The sequence below is a fragment of the Prevotella sp. 10(H) genome (assembly GCF_000711235.1).
Lineage (GTDB): Bacteria > Bacteroidota > Bacteroidia > Bacteroidales > Dysgonomonadaceae > Dysgonomonas.
The window spans coordinates 330555-353606 of record NZ_JOMI01000009.1; the positions used below are offsets into that span (position 1 = coordinate 330555).

The window sequence follows — 23052 nt, forward strand, 5'->3', positions numbered from 1 at the left end:
TTTTAGCTTTCACTATATATAATAATGGCCTCTTTATCTAAAACTTCGAACTCGGAATTGTTGCTCTTGAATTCCGGTACAATTTGCTTCATCATTCGCACGGTGGCCGTTATATCTGTTTTTGCAGCAAAACCTATTAGCTTCCTGACCATGATTTTCAGCTCTTTATGATCTATTACGTCAGCATGCGCTATGCGGATTTTTTGATTTTTAGTTATTTGGGTAGATTCTATCTCAGTAAGCAATTCCTCATATAGCTTTTCTCCCGGACGAAGGCCGGTATATTTTATTTTTATATCTTCATCAGGGATAAGCCCTGAGAGTAGTATCATTTTACGTGCCAGATTGTCAATCTTTACCTGTTCGCCCATGTCGAAAACAAAGATTTCTCCTCCTTTACCCATAGTAGCCGCCTGTAATACCAATCTACAAGCTTCAGAAATGGTCATAAAATAACGTATCATTTCGGGGTGTGTAACAGTCACTGGTCCGCCGCAAGCTATCTGCTCTCTGAACAGCGGAATGACAGAACCATTACTACCCAATACATTCCCAAACCTGACTGTAATAAACTGAGTGCCGGATGCATTATTCAATCCCTGTACACACAGTTCCGCTATACGTTTGGTCGCCCCCATCACACTTGTCGGATTTACAGCCTTGTCGGTAGATATCATTATGAATTTCTCTACTTTTTTGAATTGCGCCTGACGTGCTATATTTACAGTGCCCCAAATGTTTGTCAGTACGCCTTCACAAGGATTGTCCTCTATGACCGGAACATGCTTGTATGCCGCCGCATGAAATACAAAATCAGGTTTATGCTGTTCGAATACATCTTTAATTCTTGCATATGAACGCACATCACTCAGGATAAAAGTAATATCCTGATTTGGAAACTCTTTCTTCATGTTAAGTTCCAAATTGTGTAAGGGTGTTTCTGCACTATCCAACAGAATCAGGCGTTTCACGCCGAAGCGTGCCAGCTGTACTGAAATCTCATGACCGATAGAACCGGCTGCACCCGTTACCAGTATAATCTTCTCACATACTTCCCGAGACACGGACTCTGTATCTATTGTTATTTCATCGCGTTGCAGCAGATCTTCTATATCAATATTTTTTATATGTTGCCGGGCATTCTCTTTATTCAACAAATGTATTTCTCCTCCCATCAGCATTTGAATATTACGACCCATGCAGCTATATACCAAATCGCTACGCTCGTGGTTAAAATCGGCGTAGCTGGTAAATAGAATGTGCGTAACATTCTGCTTAACAGAAAGTAATAATTTTTCTAAATCACCATCCCAAGTATAAACTCGTAATCCTGCTATTTTGAATCCTTTTTTTTGCTGAATCCGGCTTAAAATGCCCACGACATTATATGGAGCTTTCTCATTACTATTGATCTGAGAAGCGACCAGTGGGGCATAATCGCCATTCCCATACACTAATACATTATTTCGTGGCTTATTGTCTATGTTCAGTATAGAATGATAAATGCTTACCATAAAAACACGGAACGAAATCATAAGAAATGAGGATATTAACAAATCCAGCAATCCACAGATAAAAATATATTTTGTATATAGTACTTCCTGTTTTATTACAACCAATGATAATAACAGGCATTTGATAATCAGCAAAAAAAATATTCCATTTAGTTCCCGAAGCGTTGAAAACCTGATACTTGTTTTGTACTGCCGGGACAAAAAGAATAAAAGAGTGGTTATTATCGTGGCAAAAATCATAATGTAAGCCAGAGAACCCATTGCTACGCTTTTTCCCTGTATAAACCAAACAAGCAAAAGGGCACTTAGCGTTCCGAGAGAAGACAAAAGTAAATCGAGTACGAATACAATACCCCTATTCAGATATTGAAGATTACGTAACTTATCAATATAACTTGTATATATAGAAAAGAAACTTTTCTTTAATGATAGCATCTCTGATAATTTGGTTTTAAAAGATCAGTAGATTTCACTTAATTCTGTTGTTTTTCTGAGCATATTTACAGGAATTGTTAATTTAAAGGTTGCAATCCCTTCGAGTCTTACCAGCATTTTGCTATTATCCCTGTTAGTGCTTATCAACTCTCCTTCAACTCCTTTGAGGCATCCGCTGACAACCAGTACGCGATCTCCTTTTTCAAAAGTTTCTTCCATTATGCAATTTATCCCGCTTTCACAAATCAATCTAAAATCGTCCATTTGCTTTTGAGGAACAATCAGCAAGCCTTTACCGTCTATTGCCTTCAGATATGAAATCCCGATTCCGTAATCATTTGCGATTGACATACCTTTATAAAAATCGGTATATATAAAAACAATATTAGGAATTACCGGCATCCAGACCTCAACTTTTCTATCTTTGCGCTTCCGGATTTCCTTTCGGAATGGTACATAATTCTGTACTCCGAGTTGTTCCAGTTTCGCTTTTACTGATTTTTCCTGGTTGCGCCGGACACGAGCAGCCAACCAGACATTTGTTTTGTAATATAACATTCAAAGAATGGTTAAGTTATAGGAATATATGGGCATTTTCTTTCATTTGCTGTTCGTTCCAAATGTTAAAAACAAATGGTGCTCAGATCATTAGAATGACCGGAAAGATGATAATATTATTTTTGATTTCTCATTAAAACAGGGTGATACAATTATAGTCACCTTATCGTTTTGTTTGTGTGTTTAAGTCTAGGCAAATCAGACTCTTACTTCAAATTTGGCAAAAGCTTCGCCGTTGAAGGACACATATGTATCCTCTCAAAATATAAAATATTCTCAATTAAATTGTGTGGAAATTATCCATAGCATCTACAAATATAATAAACTGGGCAATTATTTTTTTGATGCTAAGTATAATCTCTTCAAAAAGTCTTACAAAAGATATACGGTATATGCGTTAAAATTCAATAAGAAATTCATCTTATCAATAGATTGTTATATGTTAATATTTTTGCTTTTACAAATAATAATATTCTAATTGATTTTAGTGCTGAACCGGACATAATCCGACTAAAGTTATTTCTTCCTTTATATTAAAATGGCATTTCTTCTATGCTTGTTATGATCGTTTAGCATTTATTTTTCAAAAGTATTAAATAATACTGAAATAGGATGTGTCAATCTTTCAAAAAATGTGTCAATTTTTCAAAGGGATATATAACCATCTGATAATCTGATAATAAATCGACAATTTAAATATCAATATTTTGCCTGCGATATTTTGCGGGAGTGCATCCTATCTGTCGTTGAAAAGCTCTCCTAAAGGTTGATAATGAATTAAAGCCCGACATTTCTCCTACTTGAAGGATCGATAAATCCGGTTGGGATAGTAAGATTTTACAAGCATATTCCAGACGAAAGCTATTTATATAATCATAGAAAGTAGTATTTAATGTTTTATGAAAATATTCGGAGAGATAGGTGCGATTAGTATTAAGAACAATAGCCAAATCCTGTAAACTCAGGGACGGATTTAGCCATGGAAGACCCTGATTCATATATTGCTCTAAATTATAGCCGAGCTTCTTATTAACTGTCTCGGACTGGAGCAGATTCGTATCTTCTTGTTTAGGGGATGTAAATAATTCTTCTGCTTGAGAGACGGCAACATGCCTTATTGAATATTTGTATATAAATATCCAGATAGTGATAAGGAATACATAATATGCCGAATCGAGCCATCTACTATCATATTTGACGATAATACTCCATATCAGGTACCATGAGGCAAAAACAAAAATCACCACCCGAACCCATCCTACAGTCTTGTTATCTATGTTTGAAAAATTATTTTTAAGAAAGCGATCGTAACGTATTGAAATAAATACTATAAGTACAAAGATGACAAGAGCTACCAAAGCCGTGTAAATAAAAGAAAATGTAAGCATTAGGCTATTATGGGTAATAGTATATATAATAACAAAAATTACGGTAGGGGTTAATAGCAAAATTATTTTCCGCTTGTTGATTAATTCAGGCATTATGATTTTCAGTAGAAAAGAGCCAATTAATGGTATGAGACAAAGATCTATCAATATATTAAAGATATTGAATCGCTCATCATCCCTCAATTCCTCGATCATAAACCCGAAGGAAAGGAATAAAAAGGCCGGCATTATTACGAATAGCCAAAACAGATAATTCAGAATAGAGCTTTCTTTTCGCCTTGGATAAAGACTTAGGCACATTGTAATAAACATCATCATCAGCGCTCCGCGCATCATGTGGAGCAAGTTTTCAGAAAATAGTTGTAAAGATTGATCCATATAATAATTATACGAATGTAAATAAGATTTCCATTCAATTTTTTGGTTAAGGCACTTAATTATTTTTAAATGATAATGCTAACTAGAAAGTCAGTTATATCGGGCATTTCTCGATCAAAATATTCAATCTGGTTTGCAATTCATGTTAATTAGGCTAAAGTTATCCAAATATATTTTAAAGTAGGTTCTTTTTAAAAAGAATTAATATTTAATATTGAAAGAACATATTGATATCTGTTCCTAGATTTACATATTTTAATATAATATAGTTAAAAAGTAACAAAAGTAACGGATTCTATAGTTGACAAATAAACAAGCTGCGAGATACTTATCCACTTCTCTCGCAACTCGTTCACATATCTACTAAAACTTTCAAAGAGCTGGTCATCAGCTAATAGCCAATTATATAGATAAATTTTTCGCCGAAATATATTTTACATCTACATAATCAGTGAGCCAGACTATTTTCCGATTCGCTTTTTATCTTGTTTTGTCATTATTTCTTTTCAATTTTGAATTCTATTAATTCTATCGGAGTTCCGTTGTGCAAAATCATTGCTGCCCTAATTCCTTGACCAGGTATACCCGGCTCAGAAAGGATTTCAAAATTATGTCTGGCAAATTCTTCGTCAATATCATCCACTTCAAATGCAATATGAGGAACTGTTTTTATTATCTCTGATATTGGACAGTCATCGTCAAATCTCATCCATTCAACCCCGAATGGACTTGTGTCGAATCCTAAAACAGACATTTTCAGGTGAGGTAAATACCTTTCGTTTGGCATCACTTTATCTGTTGGAATTCCCATATGATGATATTTCCAGCCCCATTTTTCGATTGCCAACGGCGCTTCATGATCTAATCTTATTTTATACATATTTTTATTTTTTTATTCAGCAGCTCCTTTATAATTTTTTCAGGGCTCCTCCGCTGAAGATTATTATTATTCCAATTAACCGAGCCTTTTGCATGGTTTGTTTTCCATGCCGAAGGCTTTATCAATAGTCGTTTGGTTGTATTTCTTTTAATGCTAGATACATCATTAGAATACACTGACGTACGAATAGATACTTACTGTCAATGAATCGACATTGATAAATAATAAATTAGAATTATGATTTTGAAACTAACCAATGACTATCAACCTCGTAGCTGTTAATTGTGATAGATATACATAATATTGTCAGGTTCATCATCCCGATAAACCAAATTAGTTTCTAATGTCCTGTGTTTATTTTTTGACTAACATAATTGTACCCTTTCTCTTATCTTTAAGGGTTAGTATTCTTTTTATCCAGATGCAAATATATAAAGAATTTTTATATTAACAAATTTTTAGAATAAAAAGATAGAATTGTACTTATTTTGACTTGAGTAAAATCCTTTTTATTTCTACCTTCGGATTCAGTTTTTCATTCAATGTTAACCCTATGATTTCGAAGATAAACTCAATAATACATCAGAACAAAGTGGTTTCCGTGTTTCGTATAAAGAATAACAGTGGTGCTTATGTGGAAGTTATGAATTACGGTGCAACAATTCTATCTGTTGTAGTTCCTGATAGAAACAATAAATTAGAAAACATCATCTTACACTATAATAATATAGAAAGTTATTTTACAGATCCCTTTTATTTAGGATGTACTGTAGGGAGATATGCCAACCGGATTTCAGATGCAAAATTTATATTGGACGGAAAAACATATTATCTTGATAAAAACGATGTAGAAAATTCAAATCACGGAGGATTTAATGGATTAAACAGGAAAATATTCGATTATAAAGTTAATGAAGACAATATAGTCTTTTCAACAGAAAGCGTTGACAGAGAAAGCGGTTTTCCCGGCAATCTGCGACTGGATGTTTCATATTCATTTAGCGATAATAATGAATTAAATATCGAATATAAAGCTATGGCCGATAAAAGAACCCCTGTTAATTTTACTAATCACGCTTATTTTAATTTATCAGGCGAGAAACAATCTATTCTTAATCATCTGTTTAAGGTAAATGCAGACTATTATTTGGAAACTGATGATAGTTTTTTGCCCACGGGCAATATTTATCCTTTAGATAATACAGCTTTCGATTTTAGAAGGGCGGGAGAGATTGGTCAAATGCTACAATTGAAAAATGAAATCATAAAAGGATATAATACATATTTTGGCACAAAGTCAAATAAAAGTGATATGCCCTTGGCCAGCGTTACCGATAATTATTCAGGACGAAGTGTGGATTTATATACTTCCATGCCCGGCTTTCAGTTTTATACCGGAGACTATCTTTCAGGGAATTTTATTCCTTTCGAGGGTCTCTGTATCGAAGCGCAGTATCATCCTGACGGCCTAAATCATTCCCTTTTTGAAAAGAATATACTGGAGCCGGATATCGAAAAAATAGATTGGATCAAATACTCATTTCGTTAAATCTGTTTTGATATTATTATATTTGCTAGATCTTTATAAGATAATGATGATTATTGAATATCTATTATTTCAATATAATTACACTCTCAAATTAGCATATCTTGAAGAGAAAAAAGTGCAGAAATTGCACGGCAACGTAATCTTTCACAACGTACGGTGGAGCATCATTTGCATATGTCTCTCAAATAGAATAGTTGCGATCCCAAGTTTTAGATAAAGAAAAAAACAATAAAAAATTTACAATTTCATTAAGTAATTTTGGAATCAATCTGTATTAAGAATAGTACACCTTATTAATGGCGATATACCGAATGACGAAGATTTTTCATGTAACGGATTGGTTACCCCTGATAGGAAAATAACTGCAAAGCTGATAGAATTGAAAAAAATATACCAGTATATAAAATTCAAACCGACAGCATTATCGGCAGGGAAAGTCGAAATTGAAAATAAATATGACTTTCTAAACCTGAATGAATTCGATATATCTTGGATTGTTCTGAGGGAAGGGATTCCTGTCGAATCGGGCACACTGCAAGAACTAAATCTTGTTCCAAATGAAAAAACAGTAATAGAATTTCCATTTAAACGCCGTTACGATCCGGGAAAAGAATATTTTCTGAATATTTCAGCTACTCTAAAAAATAAAACTTCCTGGGCAGAGAAAGGACATCAGATTGCGTCTGCTCAATTTGCTTTGACACCTCGTCCTGCAATAGAAGCGATTGACAATTCTGTTTTGGCAGCTTTGAATGTAAAAACAGAAGGTAGTAACCTGATTATTTCCGGCTCAGGATTCAGTACAGCATTTAATACTGCAACAGGAAAAATGACATCTTTGCAATATGGAAATACAGAATATCTTTACAAGCAAAACGGATTAAATCTGAACTGGTATAGGAGTGTGGGCAATGATAAATTTACTGACCAAAACTATTACCCGGTACTAGAAGACAAACCGGTATTTATCTATTCGGTTGCTGATGATAATAAGTCTGTAATTTTAATCAGTGATTTTGTTGCTACAATTAATAGTCCTACTCCTGTAAAATTGCCATATTCTGTAAAATACACTGTATATGGTAATGGAATGATAGATGTAGAAGGAAGCTTTACCAAGCCGTCAACAGGAGCTATTATCCGCCGTCTGGGACTACAGATGCAGTTGCCGGAAGGATTTGAAAATATCAAATATTATGGGAAAGGGCCCCACGAAAGCTATATCGACCGTATAAAATCTGCATATGTAGGTTTATATTCCACAACTCCTAAAGGCATGGAATATGAGCATTACGTACGTGCCCAAAGTTTAGGAAACAGGGAAGATGTACGCTGGATCGAAATATCTGATGGAAAAATGCAGGTTTAAAAGTCATTTCGAAAAACAGAATGAGTTTCAGTGCTCTTCATTTCACAGATAAGGCTGTGTGGGAAGCAACACATGACTTTAATCTTGATAAGATACGAGAACCTCAAGTTTATTTAAATCTGGATTGTATACAACAAGGTCTAGGAAATGCAACCTGCGGGCCGTTCCCGCTACCGGAATATATGATTCCTGAAAATCAGCCTCTGAACTTTGCTTTCAGAATACAGAAAATAAAATAATTCCTATCTGTTTACTGTCCATAATGTTGTGTGAATAACATAATATTATGGACAGTTTTTTTTATAAATACGAAGAACTTTGAGCATTAAACAAAATCATTAAAATAATTTAAAAAACAGTTTTTTTTATACAAATTGACATATAACTTTAACATAACCTCTTGTTTTTTCATAGGTTATTATATTAATTTACTATATTTCCTTCCTAAATTAACAACATTCTTATACAAATTTATTTTCAATAAACATATATTAACAAATTACTTTTTGTTTAGTTGTTCATTGAATACCTATTGATAGTATAAGTTATCTCCTATTATTTCACTCCTTGAAAAGCCATTTGCTTAATAATTCAGCGAATTCCTTTAGACAATAGAATTTTGAGATGTTGAATCCTCTTATTTCAGGTAAAAATATACTTAAATATTTGCTGGGATTAAGAGTATATGTTAATAAATAATACTTATGTGACTGCCCTTTATATAATTTACATTTATAGCATTTTGCCTCTTGGATAACTTAAGCAAACAAACCTGATACACAAAAGGTTCAGGACTCTTTCCCAAAAAACAAAAATATCTTGATTACGGTTATTGATATCGTAAATCCGACTAAGATTCTGGAAGTTATAGGTGTCTACTTATGTAAGTAGCTTCCTAGAGAAATTTGTCTGTTTTATAAAGGTCAATTTATAGCTAATTATTTATTAACTATCTAATTATTAAATAAATCAAGAATCAATGATTAATTAAATAACGAGAAGTGGGGGAAATAAAAAAATTAGTAAAAGAGTAATAACAAAAAAAGAAAAAAATGATGAAAACTTCACTAGCTGTTTATTTTATGGCACTTATGGGCCTATTCATTACATCATGTTCGAGCGATGATGGTATGGATACAGGATCAGTTGACACCCAGAACATGGAGGGCAAAACTGCTGTTAATTTCGAACTTGATGCAAGTTCGCTGGGTTATATCGTACAAACAAAGGCCGACCAGTTTTCCCCTTCCAATTCTTATACCAAGAATGCATTCAGTATTTATGCATTCCGTATCAAGCAAGACGGCGGCTCAGTTTATGAGTATGAAAAAACCATAGATTTAACTAAACTGTCGTATTCACCAACGACAAAAAAATTGACCGGTACAGACATACTACCTATCGGAAATTATAAATTCCTTCCGGTATATGGTATTGCAAACCAATCTACTTTGTTAACAACTCCTGATTGGGCAGGAAAAACTCTGAATGACACTTATACTATCGGTTACGAAGGTGGTAAGGATCTTACAGAAATTTTCTTGCCTGTAACTGTAGGCAATACAGGTGCTCTTACTGCTTATCCGATGGGTCTGACCAGTACTCCTAACCAAACTGTTACTGCAAAATTGCAGAGAGCGGTTTCAAGGGTAGACCTTATGTTTATCAAAGTTAAAAAGGAAGAAGACGGCTCTTATACAGAAACAGCTTATCCTGAAAATAAAGATGTATTCGGTGAAGCTGAAATCGAAAAGATCGAGATGCGTTACAAAGGCTTGAATAATCTGATGAGTTATTTCGGTTCTAACAAGACTACTACTCCTTTTGATAAAAATATAGAGTTGAACCTGGATAAAGGTATCATCATGATCGGAGAAAGCGAAAACGCTTCGACTATTGGTGTCGGCGATACATTCGACTATGACAATATCAATTCCGAGCAGTTAATTTACGGATCGGCTCACGTATTCGGTAACTACCTGTTGCCAAACAACGATGCTTCAAAAGCAACTTCTCTGGAAATATATATCAAACCTAAAGATGAAGTAGGAAGAACTATCAATGTTTCTCTTACTGCTGACAAGAAATTACCTCTCGAAAGAAATAAGGTAACAATTGTAAAGGTATATGTAATTGAAGACGATCCTAATACACCTCCTCCTACAGTATTTACTACTAAAGTAAAATTCGATGTTGAAATAGAAACTAAATGGGCTGGTTCGCACGAAGTAACAGGTGAGTTGGAATAATTCCGACTCACGGGTTGCAAACCATAATAAATTCAAACCGTAAGATAAAAACCGAAACGATATGAATAAAGGTTATTATATAATTTATATGTTGATTATCTTAATGACAGCATGTAGCAATGAGGATGAAAATCGTTTAGTACATGATGATACCAAGCTGGAAGGGAAAGGTGATTTTGTCACTCTTTCGAGCCAGGTAAAAGACGTTTCGGTTTTAATCTTCGGTGAAAAAGATGATGCATTCAATTATCAATCGAAGATAAGTTCAGGCTGGGATGCAAATAATCAGGTACAGACAAAGCTCAAACTAGGGGAATATAAGTTTTTGTTTATTAAAACAGCCGGTGACAGTACAACACTTTTTCCCACAGAACTAAAAGCTACAACTAAATTCGAAGATATTCACATCAAAGTGAATGATGATGCTCTGCATCCGGGTTATGTAAAGCCGGTCGATCAAATTTACTTTCCGGAAACAACTCTTCTTGCCGATTCAGTATATACTATCACAGGCCCTACTACCGTAAAAAATAAACTGACAAGAGCAGTAGGTCAGGTTGTGGTCAATGTGCATCGTGTAGCTAAAAACGGTAACGACACAACTCACCTGCCATTTACAAAACCTCAGAATGTAATGGATAATATAGGGGATATAACATTGGATATATCAGGGATCGGTGAATATATAAATATAAAAGAGGGCAAAGGCTCGGTTAAAACGTTCTATACTTTTGATAATACAAAAGCAAAAATAGATGCCAAAGGCTTTGCTTCATTAGAAGGGCCATTCCTTTTCCCTACTGTCGATGAAAATAAAACTATAATAAAAGTAACGGTAAATCCTGCCAGCGACAGCCCTTTCCCTATTTTGAAAACAGAAGTGGAAAGCAGGGTTAAAAGAAACGAACAGATAATTATTACACTCCTCGTTACGTCGACATATCAATTGATTGATATAAGCGTAGATGTAGAACCGATGTCGGATGTGCACGACGGAGATTCAGGAATATGGGAATAACAAAGCTTAAGAAGATATCAATATGAAAAATAAATATATAAAATATTTCCTGCTCATCTTTGCTAGCATGGCATTTTTCTCATGCTCTTCCTCAGATGATTATGTAGAAGAAAATATTCCGGGCAATGAACAGAGCGAAGACGATAAGCCTATTACACTGACTGTCTTGGGTCAACCTTTACCGGATTACTTACAATGTGAAATGTATATTTTCCAGAAGAATTCAACCGCTCAGGATAGTGAATACACGCTGAAGGCTACGCAAACAATTAATCCTAATGGAGATAATAAACTGGAAATAAAAAATATAGATCTTATAGAGAAAACGTATCGATTCCTTTTTATAGCCACTTCAAAAAACTTGGAAGAAGTTTCGCTGACAAAGAAAGACGGAACAGCTCTGGCCCTCGGTCTCAAATGGAGCGATATTATGATCAACTCTAATGAGAAACTTGTTTCGGCTAATAACTATCAGGGATTTGTAGATAAAACTTCTGAAGAAATATTAAGCACTAAAAATATTAATGCAACTCTAACGAGAATTGTAGGAAAACTCAAATTCGATATATACAAAGTCGTAAAACAAGATGATAAATACGTAAGCACAGGAGTCGCTACGCCTCATTTCAATGTATTGGACCGTGTATATAAGATTGAAATAGAATATATGAACCTTACTCAGGGTGTAGTATACGATCAGAACAACAAATTGAAACATCAGGCTATATGGGGTGAGTCGCATAAACAAGAGATAACACCAATTCTTTTCCAGGGCGAAAACCCATGGTTCCGTAATTTTAAGATAGATGAGTCTCAAAAAGTAGATAGCCTGACATATTCGAAGGAAAAAGCAGGAAGCGCACATATTGCAGGTATCTATTGTATGCCTTCCGATAAAAATATGAAAGTCAAACTCATATTCCACTATTACGATACCACGCCTATATGCAACGATAAGAGGGAGCATTATCATGCAAGTAATTGTTATCCTGACATTAATCCGATATGTGGAAAATTGCCGCATATGCATAGTCAATCATGTTATACAGGCGACGAACTGACATGCGGAAAAGAATCGCATGCACACAGAAAAGAATGTTATGACGTGCCTGCTAAATGCGGACTGGAAGAGTATATATATACTGTAGGATGCTTTCCTGAGGAATCTATAGAATTGAACCTGCCGAAAGAAAATTCAGCAACACATGATCCGTTAAGCATCATACCGAACCACTTTACAGTGAATACTGCCCAGATAAGATATAACAGGATAATAGATGTAGGTACAAAGACTTCATTTGAGTTCAATACCGATTGGGAAAATGATAAATAATCAATAAAATATGAAAGCTTATATGATACATAAAATAATAATATTATTGAGCTTGGCTGTATGGTTGCTATCATGTCAGCAGGATGATGCTGATTTTCAATCAGGAACAGGGCAGGCAAAAGAAGAAAGAATTCCTGTAAAAATAGGAGTTTCACTCAATGATATTGATCTGAATACGGGCTATGAACCGATGGGCTCACTGAAAAGCGATCCAAATGAAGTAAAGCTTAGGATAACCAATCAGTACAGGATCGTAATAATGAAAAAAATAAACGATAAGATCATTATAGATTCCATTGCTACAGGTTTAGCTATGAGAACTGCAGGATGGGGCTTGGCAAGCTTTAAGGCCGGACAAAATTTCGATGACTTATATCTCGAACTTACTCCCGGTAAATATTATATTTCCATTTTTACAGGACAAGGCGCCATGGCATGGAACGGCCATATAAGAAGAGGCGGAGTAGTTGCAGATGCTGTAAACGATGGTAGTCATACGTTTGCTTCTACTTACAGAACCGGTACAAAAGATTATTCTAATAATGGGCTGAAATACCTTTCGGAAGAAATCCACACCGGTACTACAACTTTTACTGTACGGAAAACAGAAGATTTACATTCTCAGCCCGACCCGGCACTGGATAATATACATATCAAACTCAAACGGCGCGTAACAAAATTTCGCATTTTGTTGGAAGATCCGCAAGGTATATCCCGCACTGAAGCTTTTGCATATAATGATGCCTCACCGGTTATAAAAGCAGTGATGCCTGCAGTAGAAGGTAAATATGTAGACGGGTTGGATATATGGGGAGAGCCTTGGTATAATCCTGATATAGAAAATAAAAAGATGACTTACTGTACAGAGGCCATGAGCCCGATGTACTCACATCCGAACGGCAATAGGTATTATTTAAGTGTACCTATAGGTCCACGCGTACACTCGCCTTACTTTTTCTCCAAACCCGGTGATGAAGTAAAGGTAATCATCACGGATGCCCTTGTTAATTTTAAATCGAACGAACGTTATTACGTATATAAGGGTGATCCGATAGAAGTTACACTAAAGCATAACAATGTAGATGGAATAGTATTCAATCCAGGCTATTATACCACGCCGGAGCCTACATGGCCGCCTATAAGCGACATGGAGTTGAAGATGAACGGCGGTGTGCATGACAATACATTAGGTATCTACAACAGTTACGCAGAACATAATAAATAATTTATGAAAGATATGACAAAGAAGATAAAAATAATCGGCTTATTCTTATTCGTAGTTCTTTTATCGGCCTGCGTAAAAGACGGTGAAGACTTATGTCCGCCCGAACCGAGATCTTTAACCGGAAGTGCAATAATACATGTGTATGCCGAAAAATTCAGGAACAAATCGCAAAATCCGCTTGATGACAGAGAAGCGGTTTTTACAGACAGAATTACGCACTTACGTTATTTCGTATACAAAAATAATGAACTGCACGATGAAGGAATTATAGACAAATTCCCGAAAGCGGCTCCAAGCAGTTATACTTTTAGCCTATCCGATCTTGAAAAAGGCGAATATAAAATGGTATTGATTGCCAATTCTGCAAAAAAATCATTGACAGGATTAGCGGCAAAATCTGCAAATCTGCTACTTACCTTCCCGGGATGTCTCGACAACGAAGACTACTTCACAGCTGTATTCCCGTTTTCTATAAAGGATGACAGAAATACAGAATATGAAGTCGGACTAATGCGTACGAATGGAGTCATAAGATACACATTCAACAATATGCCTGAAGAAGTGTCTGACATAGAGGTAATAATGAAAAACGTATATCTCGAAAAATGGATAGACGGTGACTATAAGAATATTTGTGAAGCAAATATGAAATATCTGATAACTCCGCGCAAAAAGCAAGCTTGGATAGACGGAGAGTATGTGATAGGCACGTTCCCTACTCCTACAAACGAGTTTTCGGCTTTCCATATAAATCTCTACCGCAACGGAGAACCCGAGCCTTATATGTCACGTATGGTCACAGAAGATCTATCTGTGTTGAGAAACCAGCTGATAGATATCGCTGTGACTTTCAATAACGGAGAACTGGACTTTATAGTAGATCTAGACAGTGACTGGGATGGTTCATCATCGGGGTCAGTGGAAATAGAATAAATAGTAGCAATATAAAATAAGAATATAATGAAAAAAGGAATTATAATATTGGTTTCATTATTACTATCGGTAACGGCATTTTCCCAGCATATAGGTATTAAAAACAACCTTGTCTATGATGCTACCCTGACTCCCAATCTGGGTTTGGAAATCGGTTTGGGTAAAAAGTCAACACTCGACCTGAATGTAGGTTACAATCCGTTTACTTTCAGCGACCATAAGAAGTTTAAGCATTGGCTGGTTCAGCCGGAATACAGGTACTGGTTTTGCGAAAAATTTAACGGGACGTTCTTTGGTGTGCATGCACACGGGGGAGAGTTCAGTGTTGCAGGCAAGCATCTTCCATTCGGTATATTCCCTAATCTGGAAGGATATCGTTACGAAGGATATTTCTACGGTGGAGGCATCAGTATAGGTCATCAGTGGATATTAAGTAAGAGATGGAATTTTGAAGCCTCTATCGGTGTTGGTTATGCCCGTATAGAATATGACAAATATCCATGTCCGAATTGCGGTCCTAAGATAGAATCGTCACATTATAATTACTGGGGGCCGACCAAAGCTACAGTCTCATTTATTTATCTTATCCACTAAACAAGTATAAACATGAAAAAGCTAAAATTATACATTCTTGCTATTTTAATAAGCTTTCCGGCATTTTATATGCAGGCTCAGGTGATAGTCAATAGTGGGATAAGATTTTCCTCGGTAGAGGTTAATCGCAATGGGAATGAAATACTTATGAAATTCTCCATTTCCTCTATAAATGCCAATCTGGGTACACAGGAAATGGTAGTTCTTACACCTGCCGTGAAATCGGCAACGGGAAGTATTATCCGTGAGTTTCCACCGATTGTAATTACAGGCGATGTACGTGCTAAGGCCTTATCGCGTGCTTTGGGTTTCGGGTCTTACGAATTCCCTGTTGCTCCTCAACTGATAATAAAGGAAAGCATGACAAACGATATACCGATCATGCTGAACATGCCGTATTCGGAAGAATTGCACAATGCTACGCTTATAGTAAAAGAAGAGCGGATCGGTTGTGCCTGTGAAAATGAATATACTAACGAATATGATCTGCTGAGGCCAATATTACCGCCGATATTTAATCCGAATTATAATGTTTCATACATAACACCTCCTGTAGAGGAAGTGAAAAGACGGAGTGAAACATACAATGCACGTCTTAATTTCAGACTCAACAGATACGAGATATTACGCGATTTCGAGAATAATGCTGCAGTATTAGCCGAAGTTGATAAAGTTATAAATGAAGTAAGGAATGACAAAAATCTGACAGTGAATGAATTTCAGATTACAGGTTATGCTTCACCGGAAGGTAATTTCAACAGCAATATGAAGCTCTCCGAAAACAGGGCGAAATCTTTTGTAAATTATCTGAATTCTACTTACAATATCGACCCGTCGATGATTAAAGTCGACTGGAAAGGTGAAGATTGGGATGGATTGAGAAAGGTTGTTGCCGACCTGAATATAGCTGATAAAGAATCTGTATTGGATATTATAGATAATGAATCGAATATCGATGTACGAAAAAATAAATTGAAACAGTTGTCGGGTGGTGAAACATATAGGATGTTGCTTCGTGACTATTACCCTCCACTTCGTAGGAATGAGTACACTATATCTTACATTGCCCGCAACTTTGATTTGAATGAAGCTAAGGAACAGATCAAGACTAAGCCGAATCTACTGAGTCTCAATGAGATGTTTATTGTAGCAAATTCTTATCCAAAGGATAGCCGTGAATTCAGGGAAACGTTCGACATCGCAACCAGAATTTATCCGGATAGCCCGATTGCCAGAATGAACACTGCGAGCAGTGCTCTCGAAAGAGGAGAAACCGATATGGCAATATCCCAATTGCAGGGAATAGACTTGCCAGAGGCATGGAACAATCTGGCTATAGCTTATATAAAGAAAAAAGACTACGAGAGAGCAAGACAATACTTCCAGCGTGCATCTGATGCCGGGCTGGGAATAGCGACAGAAAACGCCGATCAGCTATCTAAATGGTTGGATACTCAATTCTAAATGTTGATAACCTGTTCCTTACCGGAACAGGTTATTTTTTTCGACAATTCCTGTCAGATTTCCGTAATGAGTCAGGCTCAGACGGTGCATGGCTCTTGTTACTGCAACATATAGCAGATTCTTATCAATTTCTGAATGATAGTTGTTATCATCAGTATGCGGTATTATAACTTCGTCGAATTCCAATCCTTTAGCCATATGCGTCGAGGTGATAATAATACCTTTTACAAAAGCAATACTCTGAGCGGATAGAAAATATATTTCCTTTACAGATTCTTTAAGATGCTCATATAATTCTTCTGCCTGGTGTTCATTCTTACATACAATTCCCAAGGACTTATAATCAGATTTTCTGAACTTTTGGATAAGTTCTATTATACCTCTGATTTCTTCTTCCGGGTTTTTATAATCTACAATCTGAGGCTCTTCTCCATGTCGTTCGACTGCCTTGAGTTCATTGTTATATCGTATCTTTTGTGCAAATTCCGTAATTTCATAGGTGGAGCGGTAGCTTTTGCATAGTTTCATTACTTCTCCTCCTACTAAAGAATTACTAATCATATCGGCAGTAGACGAACCATAAGGATTTACCGATTGATTAGAATCCCCGAGAACAGTTTTTCGGCAAGGATATAGTTTCTGTATTATTTTATATTGTATAGGAGAGTAATCCTGCATTTCATCTATAAGCAGGTGCTTTATACCGGAATGATTTTTTAATCCCTCTAATGCAATATGCAGGTATGCTAATGGCGCGAGGTCTGCATATTCGAGAATATAACCCTTTTGTATTTTAAACATTTCCGGTTTGCCTGTCCATTTGAAGAAATCTTTATACACTTGTAGGTCATTATTTCCGGCAAACATTTTCTTAACTTCTTTTTTCAGCAAATTACATTCTGCTGTAGATAAAACTACCCTGTATTGTGTTTTCAGGCTGTCGGCAATGTATTCCGTCATTATTTCGAACCGCTGCCGCATAGGGTAGCGGTGGAATCTACGAAATTGTTCAGCAATATATTCTGCAGGAACAGTGATATATTTAGTTACTTTCACATCTGCCGCATGGAAGTAATTATTCTCGATATGCAGAATAAATTTATCGAGTTGGGATACGAAATCTAATGTAGCCTTATAACGGATTCGCTCGATAAATTCTTGTGAGGGTTTTCCCGACAACTCCGCTACCTGTTCGAAAAAGGTCTGAAACTTATATTTGTTATCTATTATTTTCGATAATATTTGTTCCATGCTTGCTTCGGGTACTGTTTCTTCTCCCAGTTCGGGAAGCACGTTTGATATATAATCAGCAAAGACACGGTTAGGAGAAATAATAAGGATATCTTTTGATGAGATGCTTCCTTTATGTGCATATAGAAGATAAGCTATACGATGCAATGCAACAGAAGTTTTACCCGAGCCGGCTACTCCCTGAATAATGAGAGTATTAGCTTCTTCGTTACGGATAATGCTGTTTTGCTCTTTTTGAATCGTTGTCACAATGTTTTTCATCTTATCATCAGCATTAACGCTGAGCTCTTTTTGCAAGATATCATCGTGAACGGTCAGCGAACTTTCTATCATATATTCCAGAATCCCTTTTCTGATACGATATTGGCGTTTCAGGGAAATATTTCCATTTATTCTTTCGCCTGTGGGGGTATTATAATGGGCCTTTCCGAGTTCATTGTCATAGAACATACTCGAAACAGGTGCACGCCAGTCATAGATTATGTTTGATTTATTGATTGGGTCATAGAATGTATGAATTCCGATATAAACAGGAATAACTTGGCTTCCTTCCTTTTTTTCTTCAAAATCGATTCTACCGAAATAAGGAATATCCAGAATCTTTCCAAGCCGCTTGCGCTTCTCAATGACATTTTCGCCCTGAGCAAAATGATTGAGGATACTTTCCCGCATCGACCGTATCTCATGGGGATCGATATCTTTATTCGACCATAAATATTCTTTATATTCCTGCAAGGTATCTACATGTTCTTTTACAGATGTATCTGTGTGGTTTATTGTACTTTTCAGCAAACAAATTACTTGTTGCAAATACTCTTTTTCCTGTTTCTCCGTTTTATTAAATATCATTTCTGTGAAATTTTGAAAGGTAATGAAAGCTGACTTCAGGCTTCCTGTAAATGGGAATGTAAAATTATAAGATTGTTTATATGCCATAAATAGCTATTTATAGCTATGAAGTGTGTAGCTTTGTTACTTAAACGGATATAAAACTATGACTGATATAACTATCGAACAGGCAAATCTACAAGACCTGAAAGAGATACTGCAACTTCAGAAAGAAGCTTTCGTAACGGAAGCAGAATCACATGGGAATTACGATATTGAGCCGTTGAAACAAACATATGAATCTATTTTATCTGAATTTCAGACTCATCTGTTTTTAAAGGCTATGTATGAAAACAAAATTATCGGTTCGGTAAAATACAGGGCTATAACCGATATAGTATGGGTGGGAAAGCTAATAGTAAATCCTTTGTTCAGAAAACGGGGAATTGGGAGGAGATTATTAACGGAAGTTGAGAATCTTAATCCGGATGCAGCTAAGTTTCAGCTCTTCACCGCAGCATTGAGCATCCATAATATAAGATTATATGAATCTGTAGGATATGAAGTTCATAGTACATATAAAGATGAGAATCAATCCGATCTGGAAATGGTAGAAATGATTAAACTGATTAATCGATAATCCTGAGGCTTTTAGCCTTATTTATTGCCTCAATAGAATTATTTACCCCTAACTTTAAGAGGATATTCTTCCGGTGATTACTTACTGTATAAATACTTATATCCAGTTTATCGGCAATTTCTTTGCTCAATAGCCCTTCACCGATCATTTCTAATATTATTCTTTCTCTGTTTGTAAGTAGTATTTCAGTATCAGATGTTATCAGATTAGTTATAATTTCTCCCGTCTTTATATTCATGCACGAATATTTAACATTATCAGATAGAGTCTGATCCGGCGAGATATCCATTACACCCATTATCATCCAAGCCTTGTCATTGCAGTCTGTCTGTATTACTTGCTGTCGGCTTATGATATTCATATATTGTCCTTTGGCGTTCAGCATGCGGAACTGATAGCTATTCTTATAGTCATTTCTGTTTTCGGGTGAAAGGGAATAAATAAATCGGCTATGCTTTATTTGAATATCCGTCATTTTATCACGATCATCGGGATGGATTCTATCTTCTATAAGATCACCTTGTTTCCTGATATTTTTAATCCATGAAAGATTGTAACCGAAGATTTCAGAAAAGCTGTCTGAAGCGAAATCGTATCTGCTTTTGAATACATCCACAGTAAATAAACAACTTTGACTTATTCGTGACATTTGATATATTAATTCTCGTTTTTGTCTCCAGAAATCATAATCTACATCAAGATTGCTTATCCGCTGCCTTGACCACATTTCTTTAAGGATTAGTCTATTAGAAATCATAATACAAATATACAAAGTGTTCTCTTATAGATCATAAATAAAAGGGTTTAAAGCTCTATGCATTTAAACCCTTTTAACTATGATATTATAAATCCATTTCTTATTTTACCTCTTTCTCTTTAATCTTAAAGGTAACAAGATTAGCTTTATGGTCTGTAGGCCAAATGCCATTAGGTATAATGAAAGAATCCTCAGAATCTTTTTCTTTTACCTTTCCTTCGACAATAGTCTCTTCCGGCCCTACAATTGAAGCACTAGTCAATGTCCATAACGGATTAGGATAATAGTATACAAAATCTATGCGGTCTCTTTCATCTGCTTCGGGAGCCCATGCCAGTTTCTTTACATCAACAGAGCTATTAGCCGATGGAAATGTGAATCCGGGATATTTTACAGCATCAGGATATAATTCCCTGTAGGAATCTTTCATACCCATATCGGTCAACATTACCGAACAATCCCAGTTGATTACCATTCCATTATGATCTCTCAAATCCTTGGTGTCGGCTTGCCAGTCCATATGTGAAGGTTCATTGAAATCACCGCCGATAAGAATAAGATTGCCTTTTGCTATCTCGGCTTTCGCTTCTTCTACAAATAATGTTATGGCCTCATCCCTCTGCGATTTCCGGTTAGCTCTAAGCACCGAATCGGCATCTAGAACGGGAGCATCCAGTTTTTTCCATGTTTCTCCGCTATATCCGCGAGGCATATAGCACTCATAGTGCATATAATCGAGATGTGCAGAATATACAGCCAAAGTGTTGCCTGCTACGGTGATATATGATTTTATTATCGGGCCGTTTCTTTGAGTATGGCAGCATTCTTGCTGGCTATCGATCTTATATTTCGAAATGAATCCTGCGCTATAGTTCGTTGTCTGCCCGTAATATGTCTTATTCAGGCTCTTTAAAGTATCCAGCAACTGCGGGATAAAATTCTTATTAGACCCGCCGGATTCACTCAGTAATACTACATCGGGATCGGTTTGCTGAATAATGCTAACCAAGCCTGAAAAACCTCCCGGAACAGTCAACGTCTGATGCCAGATATTTATCTGCAATACTTTAAAGTCCTGAGTCTTTTCTTTTGTGGTGCATCCGGCCAAAATCCCGCACGACATAAATAACAGAAGAAAAATAATCTTTCTCATTATATTTTATTTTAAAATCCACATCAGAGCATTAACATCATCACTGCCACCAAATTGGCGTTTCAGCGCTTCGTCTACGCTTTCTCTGTTGTAATCCAATTCCCGCTGGTCATACATCCAACGCATAGGCATCTTGTTTGGATCTGTATTAAGATTCGTTTTCGGATTTATCGGTATTACAGGATAACCTGTTCTGCGGTAATCATAATAACTTTCCCAAGGATGCTGAATAAATGACGCCAGATATTTCTGTGTAATAATCTTCTTCAAATCGTCCTCAAATGAAGCGGAGGTCAAAGATAGCTGAATATCCGGATTTGACAAATAGTTGTTAATATAAGCATCGGTCATCATACGTCCATGATGAAATCTCGTTTCGTCGGGTGTATGCTTTACAATAAATTCCATACTGGCTCTGATTCCTTTAAGATAATAATCATTTGCATTCCCTGTTATCCATTTTCTCAGGCAGGCTTCTGCAAGTATAAAGTTTTGCAGTGCATAACCCAGTCTGATCAATGGCTCTGCTGTTTCAATCTCCGTATATCTAAGATTTATACAGGTATAATCCTCTGTAGTTTGTTTACTTTTAATCTCGTCGAAAGGAGCGACCGGATTTGTGCCCGGATATGCCTCCCATTCATCTTCTTTATATCCTTGTTCAAGTTTTACCGGAGCCGGCTTGCCATAGTAGAACAACCGATAATCGTCATAATCTCTTAGCATATTGATTATAAAGTCCGAAATCACATAGTATTTAGTAAATACATTCTTGTTCTTAAATAACGGACATATCATAGATGACTCTGTACCATATACCAGTTGCAGATTATCATCATTAGACTCCATCAGGCTTTGTTCTGCTACAATTTTGGCGAACCGTTGCTTGATATTCATGTCAGTATCCGATTCTTTTTTCGACATATTCATCAAAACTCTTAATTGCATAACAGAAATCGCTTTTTTCCATTTATCAAAATTGCCATTGTAGACGAAATCTCCTTCTATCGTTCCTTTTTTATTTGAAAACAACGCATAAGATTTGTCCAAATCGTCCAGTATTTGCTTCATCACATCTTTTTGTGTATCATATTTCGGCTTCACAGTGCCCGTTTCTCCTTTGAGGGCATCGCTATATGGTATATCGCCCAAATACATACTTATGTCATATAACCTGTAAGCAATGATAAATTTTGAAAGGGCTTCATAAGCATCCTTGTCGATTTCCTCAGCCAGCTCGACCATTTTAAGAGAATTAGTCAAGCTTTCATATGCGCCGAAGCCTGTCCTCCAGAACCTGTTATAATAGAGATCTTCCAACTTTTCTGCAACAAATATTTGCTTTGGTACGGTTGTATAGTCTACATAGTCCTTACCTCCGCTTTTATACATCATATCTGTCAATTGCCCTAAAACCAGAAGAGAAGGTTTTACTTTTATAGTCGCATCAGGGTTATTATTTATTTTTTCAAATTCGCTGCATCCAGCTAGCTGGATGAGTAGCAAAATGAGTAGGTAGCTATAATATTTTTTCAT

Annotated in this window: 19 protein-coding genes; 11 read left to right on the forward strand and 8 right to left on the reverse strand. The window is 36.0% G+C overall.

Going from position 1 to position 23052, the window contains the following annotated elements; translation table 11 throughout:
- Positions 1 to 2: 2 nt before the first annotated feature.
- The 4 genes from K348_RS0116890 to K348_RS0116905 all read right to left on the reverse strand — a co-directional run bounded on the left by K348_RS0116890 (position 3) and on the right by K348_RS0116905 (position 5153).
- Positions 3 to 1949, reverse strand: a complete 1947-nt coding sequence (locus K348_RS0116890; protein ID WP_029906722.1) for a nucleoside-diphosphate sugar epimerase/dehydratase — start codon at positions 1947 to 1949, stop codon at positions 3 to 5.
- Between the two features lie 24 nt (positions 1950 to 1973).
- Entirely contained in the window at positions 1974 to 2507 is a 534-nt protein-coding gene (locus tag K348_RS0116895; RefSeq protein WP_029906723.1) for a UpxY family transcription antiterminator, read from the reverse strand.
- Between the two features lie 692 nt (positions 2508 to 3199).
- Positions 3200 to 4273 (reverse strand): helix-turn-helix domain-containing protein, encoded by a 1074-nt coding sequence (locus tag K348_RS0116900; RefSeq protein ID WP_029906724.1) that lies wholly within the window; start codon positions 4271 to 4273, stop codon positions 3200 to 3202.
- Between the two features lie 496 nt (positions 4274 to 4769).
- Positions 4770 to 5153, reverse strand: coding sequence for a VOC family protein (locus K348_RS0116905; protein WP_051697990.1), 384 nt, complete (start codon positions 5151 to 5153; stop codon positions 4770 to 4772).
- A 553-nt stretch (positions 5154 to 5706) separates the two neighbouring features.
- Between K348_RS0116905 and K348_RS0116915 the strand changes: the two genes are divergently transcribed.
- The 10 genes from K348_RS0116915 to K348_RS0116960 all read left to right on the forward strand — a co-directional run bounded on the left by K348_RS0116915 (position 5707) and on the right by K348_RS0116960 (position 16887).
- A complete protein-coding gene (locus tag K348_RS0116915) occupies positions 5707 to 6702 on the forward strand; it encodes an aldose epimerase family protein (RefSeq protein WP_156032912.1) in 996 nt (331 codons plus the stop codon).
- Between the two features lie 379 nt (positions 6703 to 7081).
- Positions 7082 to 8071: a beta-galactosidase domain 4-containing protein gene (locus tag K348_RS18605; protein ID WP_255359429.1), complete on the forward strand. Its 990-nt coding sequence runs from the start codon at positions 7082 to 7084 to the stop codon at positions 8069 to 8071.
- A 20-nt stretch (positions 8072 to 8091) separates the two neighbouring features.
- Entirely contained in the window at positions 8092 to 8310 is a 219-nt protein-coding gene (locus K348_RS19530) for a hypothetical protein (protein ID WP_029906728.1), read from the forward strand.
- A gap of 813 nt (positions 8311 to 9123) precedes the next feature.
- Positions 9124 to 10320: a hypothetical protein gene (locus K348_RS0116930; protein ID WP_029906729.1), complete on the forward strand. Its 1197-nt coding sequence runs from the start codon at positions 9124 to 9126 to the stop codon at positions 10318 to 10320.
- 88 nt (positions 10321 to 10408) lie between these two features.
- Positions 10409 to 11338, forward strand: a complete 930-nt coding sequence (locus K348_RS0116935) for a FimB/Mfa2 family fimbrial subunit (RefSeq protein WP_156032913.1) — start codon at positions 10409 to 10411, stop codon at positions 11336 to 11338.
- 22 nt (positions 11339 to 11360) lie between these two features.
- Complete coding sequence (locus K348_RS0116940) at positions 11361 to 12671, forward strand: DUF5031 domain-containing protein (protein ID WP_156032914.1); 1311 nt, start codon at positions 11361 to 11363, stop codon at positions 12669 to 12671.
- A 22-nt stretch (positions 12672 to 12693) separates the two neighbouring features.
- Positions 12694 to 13896, forward strand: a complete 1203-nt coding sequence (locus K348_RS0116945) for a hypothetical protein (RefSeq protein ID WP_156032915.1) — start codon at positions 12694 to 12696, stop codon at positions 13894 to 13896.
- 3 nt (positions 13897 to 13899) lie between these two features.
- A complete protein-coding gene (locus K348_RS0116950) occupies positions 13900 to 14829 on the forward strand; it encodes a hypothetical protein (RefSeq protein WP_029906733.1) in 930 nt (309 codons plus the stop codon).
- Positions 14830 to 14856: 27 nt separating this feature from the next.
- Complete coding sequence (locus K348_RS0116955) at positions 14857 to 15423, forward strand: DUF3575 domain-containing protein (RefSeq protein WP_029906734.1); 567 nt, start codon at positions 14857 to 14859, stop codon at positions 15421 to 15423.
- 12 nt (positions 15424 to 15435) lie between these two features.
- Positions 15436 to 16887, forward strand: coding sequence for a DUF3868 domain-containing protein (locus K348_RS0116960; protein WP_029906735.1), 1452 nt, complete (start codon positions 15436 to 15438; stop codon positions 16885 to 16887).
- Between the two features lie 18 nt (positions 16888 to 16905).
- Here the strand turns inward: K348_RS0116960 and K348_RS0116965 are convergent, their stop codons facing one another.
- Positions 16906 to 18987: a UvrD-helicase domain-containing protein gene (locus K348_RS0116965; RefSeq protein WP_029906736.1), complete on the reverse strand. Its 2082-nt coding sequence runs from the start codon at positions 18985 to 18987 to the stop codon at positions 16906 to 16908.
- Between the two features lie 145 nt (positions 18988 to 19132).
- Here K348_RS0116965 and K348_RS0116970 point away from each other — a divergent pair, with 145 nt between their 5' ends.
- Entirely contained in the window at positions 19133 to 19606 is a 474-nt protein-coding gene (locus tag K348_RS0116970) for a GNAT family N-acetyltransferase (RefSeq protein ID WP_036930755.1), read from the forward strand.
- Here K348_RS0116970 and K348_RS0116975 read toward each other — a convergent pair.
- The 3 genes from K348_RS0116975 to K348_RS19240 all read right to left on the reverse strand — a co-directional run bounded on the left by K348_RS0116975 (position 19596) and on the right by K348_RS19240 (position 23052).
- Entirely contained in the window at positions 19596 to 20363 is a 768-nt protein-coding gene (locus K348_RS0116975; RefSeq protein WP_029906738.1) for a LuxR C-terminal-related transcriptional regulator, read from the reverse strand. The two genes, K348_RS0116970 and K348_RS0116975, sit on opposite strands and share 11 nt — an antisense overlap.
- A gap of 100 nt (positions 20364 to 20463) precedes the next feature.
- Positions 20464 to 21516 (reverse strand): endonuclease/exonuclease/phosphatase family protein, encoded by a 1053-nt coding sequence (locus K348_RS19235; RefSeq protein WP_029906739.1) that lies wholly within the window; start codon positions 21514 to 21516, stop codon positions 20464 to 20466.
- A 6-nt stretch (positions 21517 to 21522) separates the two neighbouring features.
- Positions 21523 to 23052, reverse strand: a complete 1530-nt coding sequence (locus K348_RS19240; protein ID WP_029906740.1) for a SusD/RagB family nutrient-binding outer membrane lipoprotein — start codon at positions 23050 to 23052, stop codon at positions 21523 to 21525.

Coding starts and splice junctions, on each gene's coding strand:
- K348_RS0116955 (WP_029906734.1), top strand. CDS start 14,857: ATGAAAAAAGGAATTATAATATTGGTTTCATTATTACTATCGGTAACG.
- K348_RS0116965 (WP_029906736.1), bottom strand. CDS start 18,987: ATGATATTTAATAAAACGGAGAAACAGGAAAAAGAGTATTTGCAACAA.
- K348_RS0116945 (WP_156032915.1), top strand. CDS start 12,694: ATGATACATAAAATAATAATATTATTGAGCTTGGCTGTATGGTTGCTA.
- K348_RS0116975 (WP_029906738.1), bottom strand. CDS start 20,363: ATGATTTCTAATAGACTAATCCTTAAAGAAATGTGGTCAAGGCAGCGG.
- K348_RS0116930 (WP_029906729.1), top strand. CDS start 9,124: ATGATGAAAACTTCACTAGCTGTTTATTTTATGGCACTTATGGGCCTA.
- K348_RS19235 (WP_029906739.1), bottom strand. CDS start 21,516: ATGAGAAAGATTATTTTTCTTCTGTTATTTATGTCGTGCGGGATTTTG.
- K348_RS0116940 (WP_156032914.1), top strand. CDS start 11,361: ATGAAAAATAAATATATAAAATATTTCCTGCTCATCTTTGCTAGCATG.
- K348_RS0116950 (WP_029906733.1), top strand. CDS start 13,900: ATGAAAGATATGACAAAGAAGATAAAAATAATCGGCTTATTCTTATTC.
- K348_RS0116915 (WP_156032912.1), top strand. CDS start 5,707: ATGATTTCGAAGATAAACTCAATAATACATCAGAACAAAGTGGTTTCC.
- K348_RS0116895 (WP_029906723.1), bottom strand. CDS start 2,507: ATGTTATATTACAAAACAAATGTCTGGTTGGCTGCTCGTGTCCGGCGC.
- K348_RS19530 (WP_029906728.1), top strand. CDS start 8,092: ATGAGTTTCAGTGCTCTTCATTTCACAGATAAGGCTGTGTGGGAAGCA.
- K348_RS0116935 (WP_156032913.1), top strand. CDS start 10,409: ATGTTGATTATCTTAATGACAGCATGTAGCAATGAGGATGAAAATCGT.
- K348_RS0116900 (WP_029906724.1), bottom strand. CDS start 4,273: ATGGATCAATCTTTACAACTATTTTCTGAAAACTTGCTCCACATGATG.
- K348_RS19240 (WP_029906740.1), bottom strand. CDS start 23,052: ATGAAAAAATATTATAGCTACCTACTCATTTTGCTACTCATCCAGCTA.
- K348_RS0116890 (WP_029906722.1), bottom strand. CDS start 1,949: ATGCTATCATTAAAGAAAAGTTTCTTTTCTATATATACAAGTTATATT.
- K348_RS0116960 (WP_029906735.1), top strand. CDS start 15,436: ATGAAAAAGCTAAAATTATACATTCTTGCTATTTTAATAAGCTTTCCG.
- K348_RS0116970 (WP_036930755.1), top strand. CDS start 19,133: ATGACTGATATAACTATCGAACAGGCAAATCTACAAGACCTGAAAGAG.
- K348_RS0116905 (WP_051697990.1), bottom strand. CDS start 5,153: ATGTATAAAATAAGATTAGATCATGAAGCGCCGTTGGCAATCGAAAAA.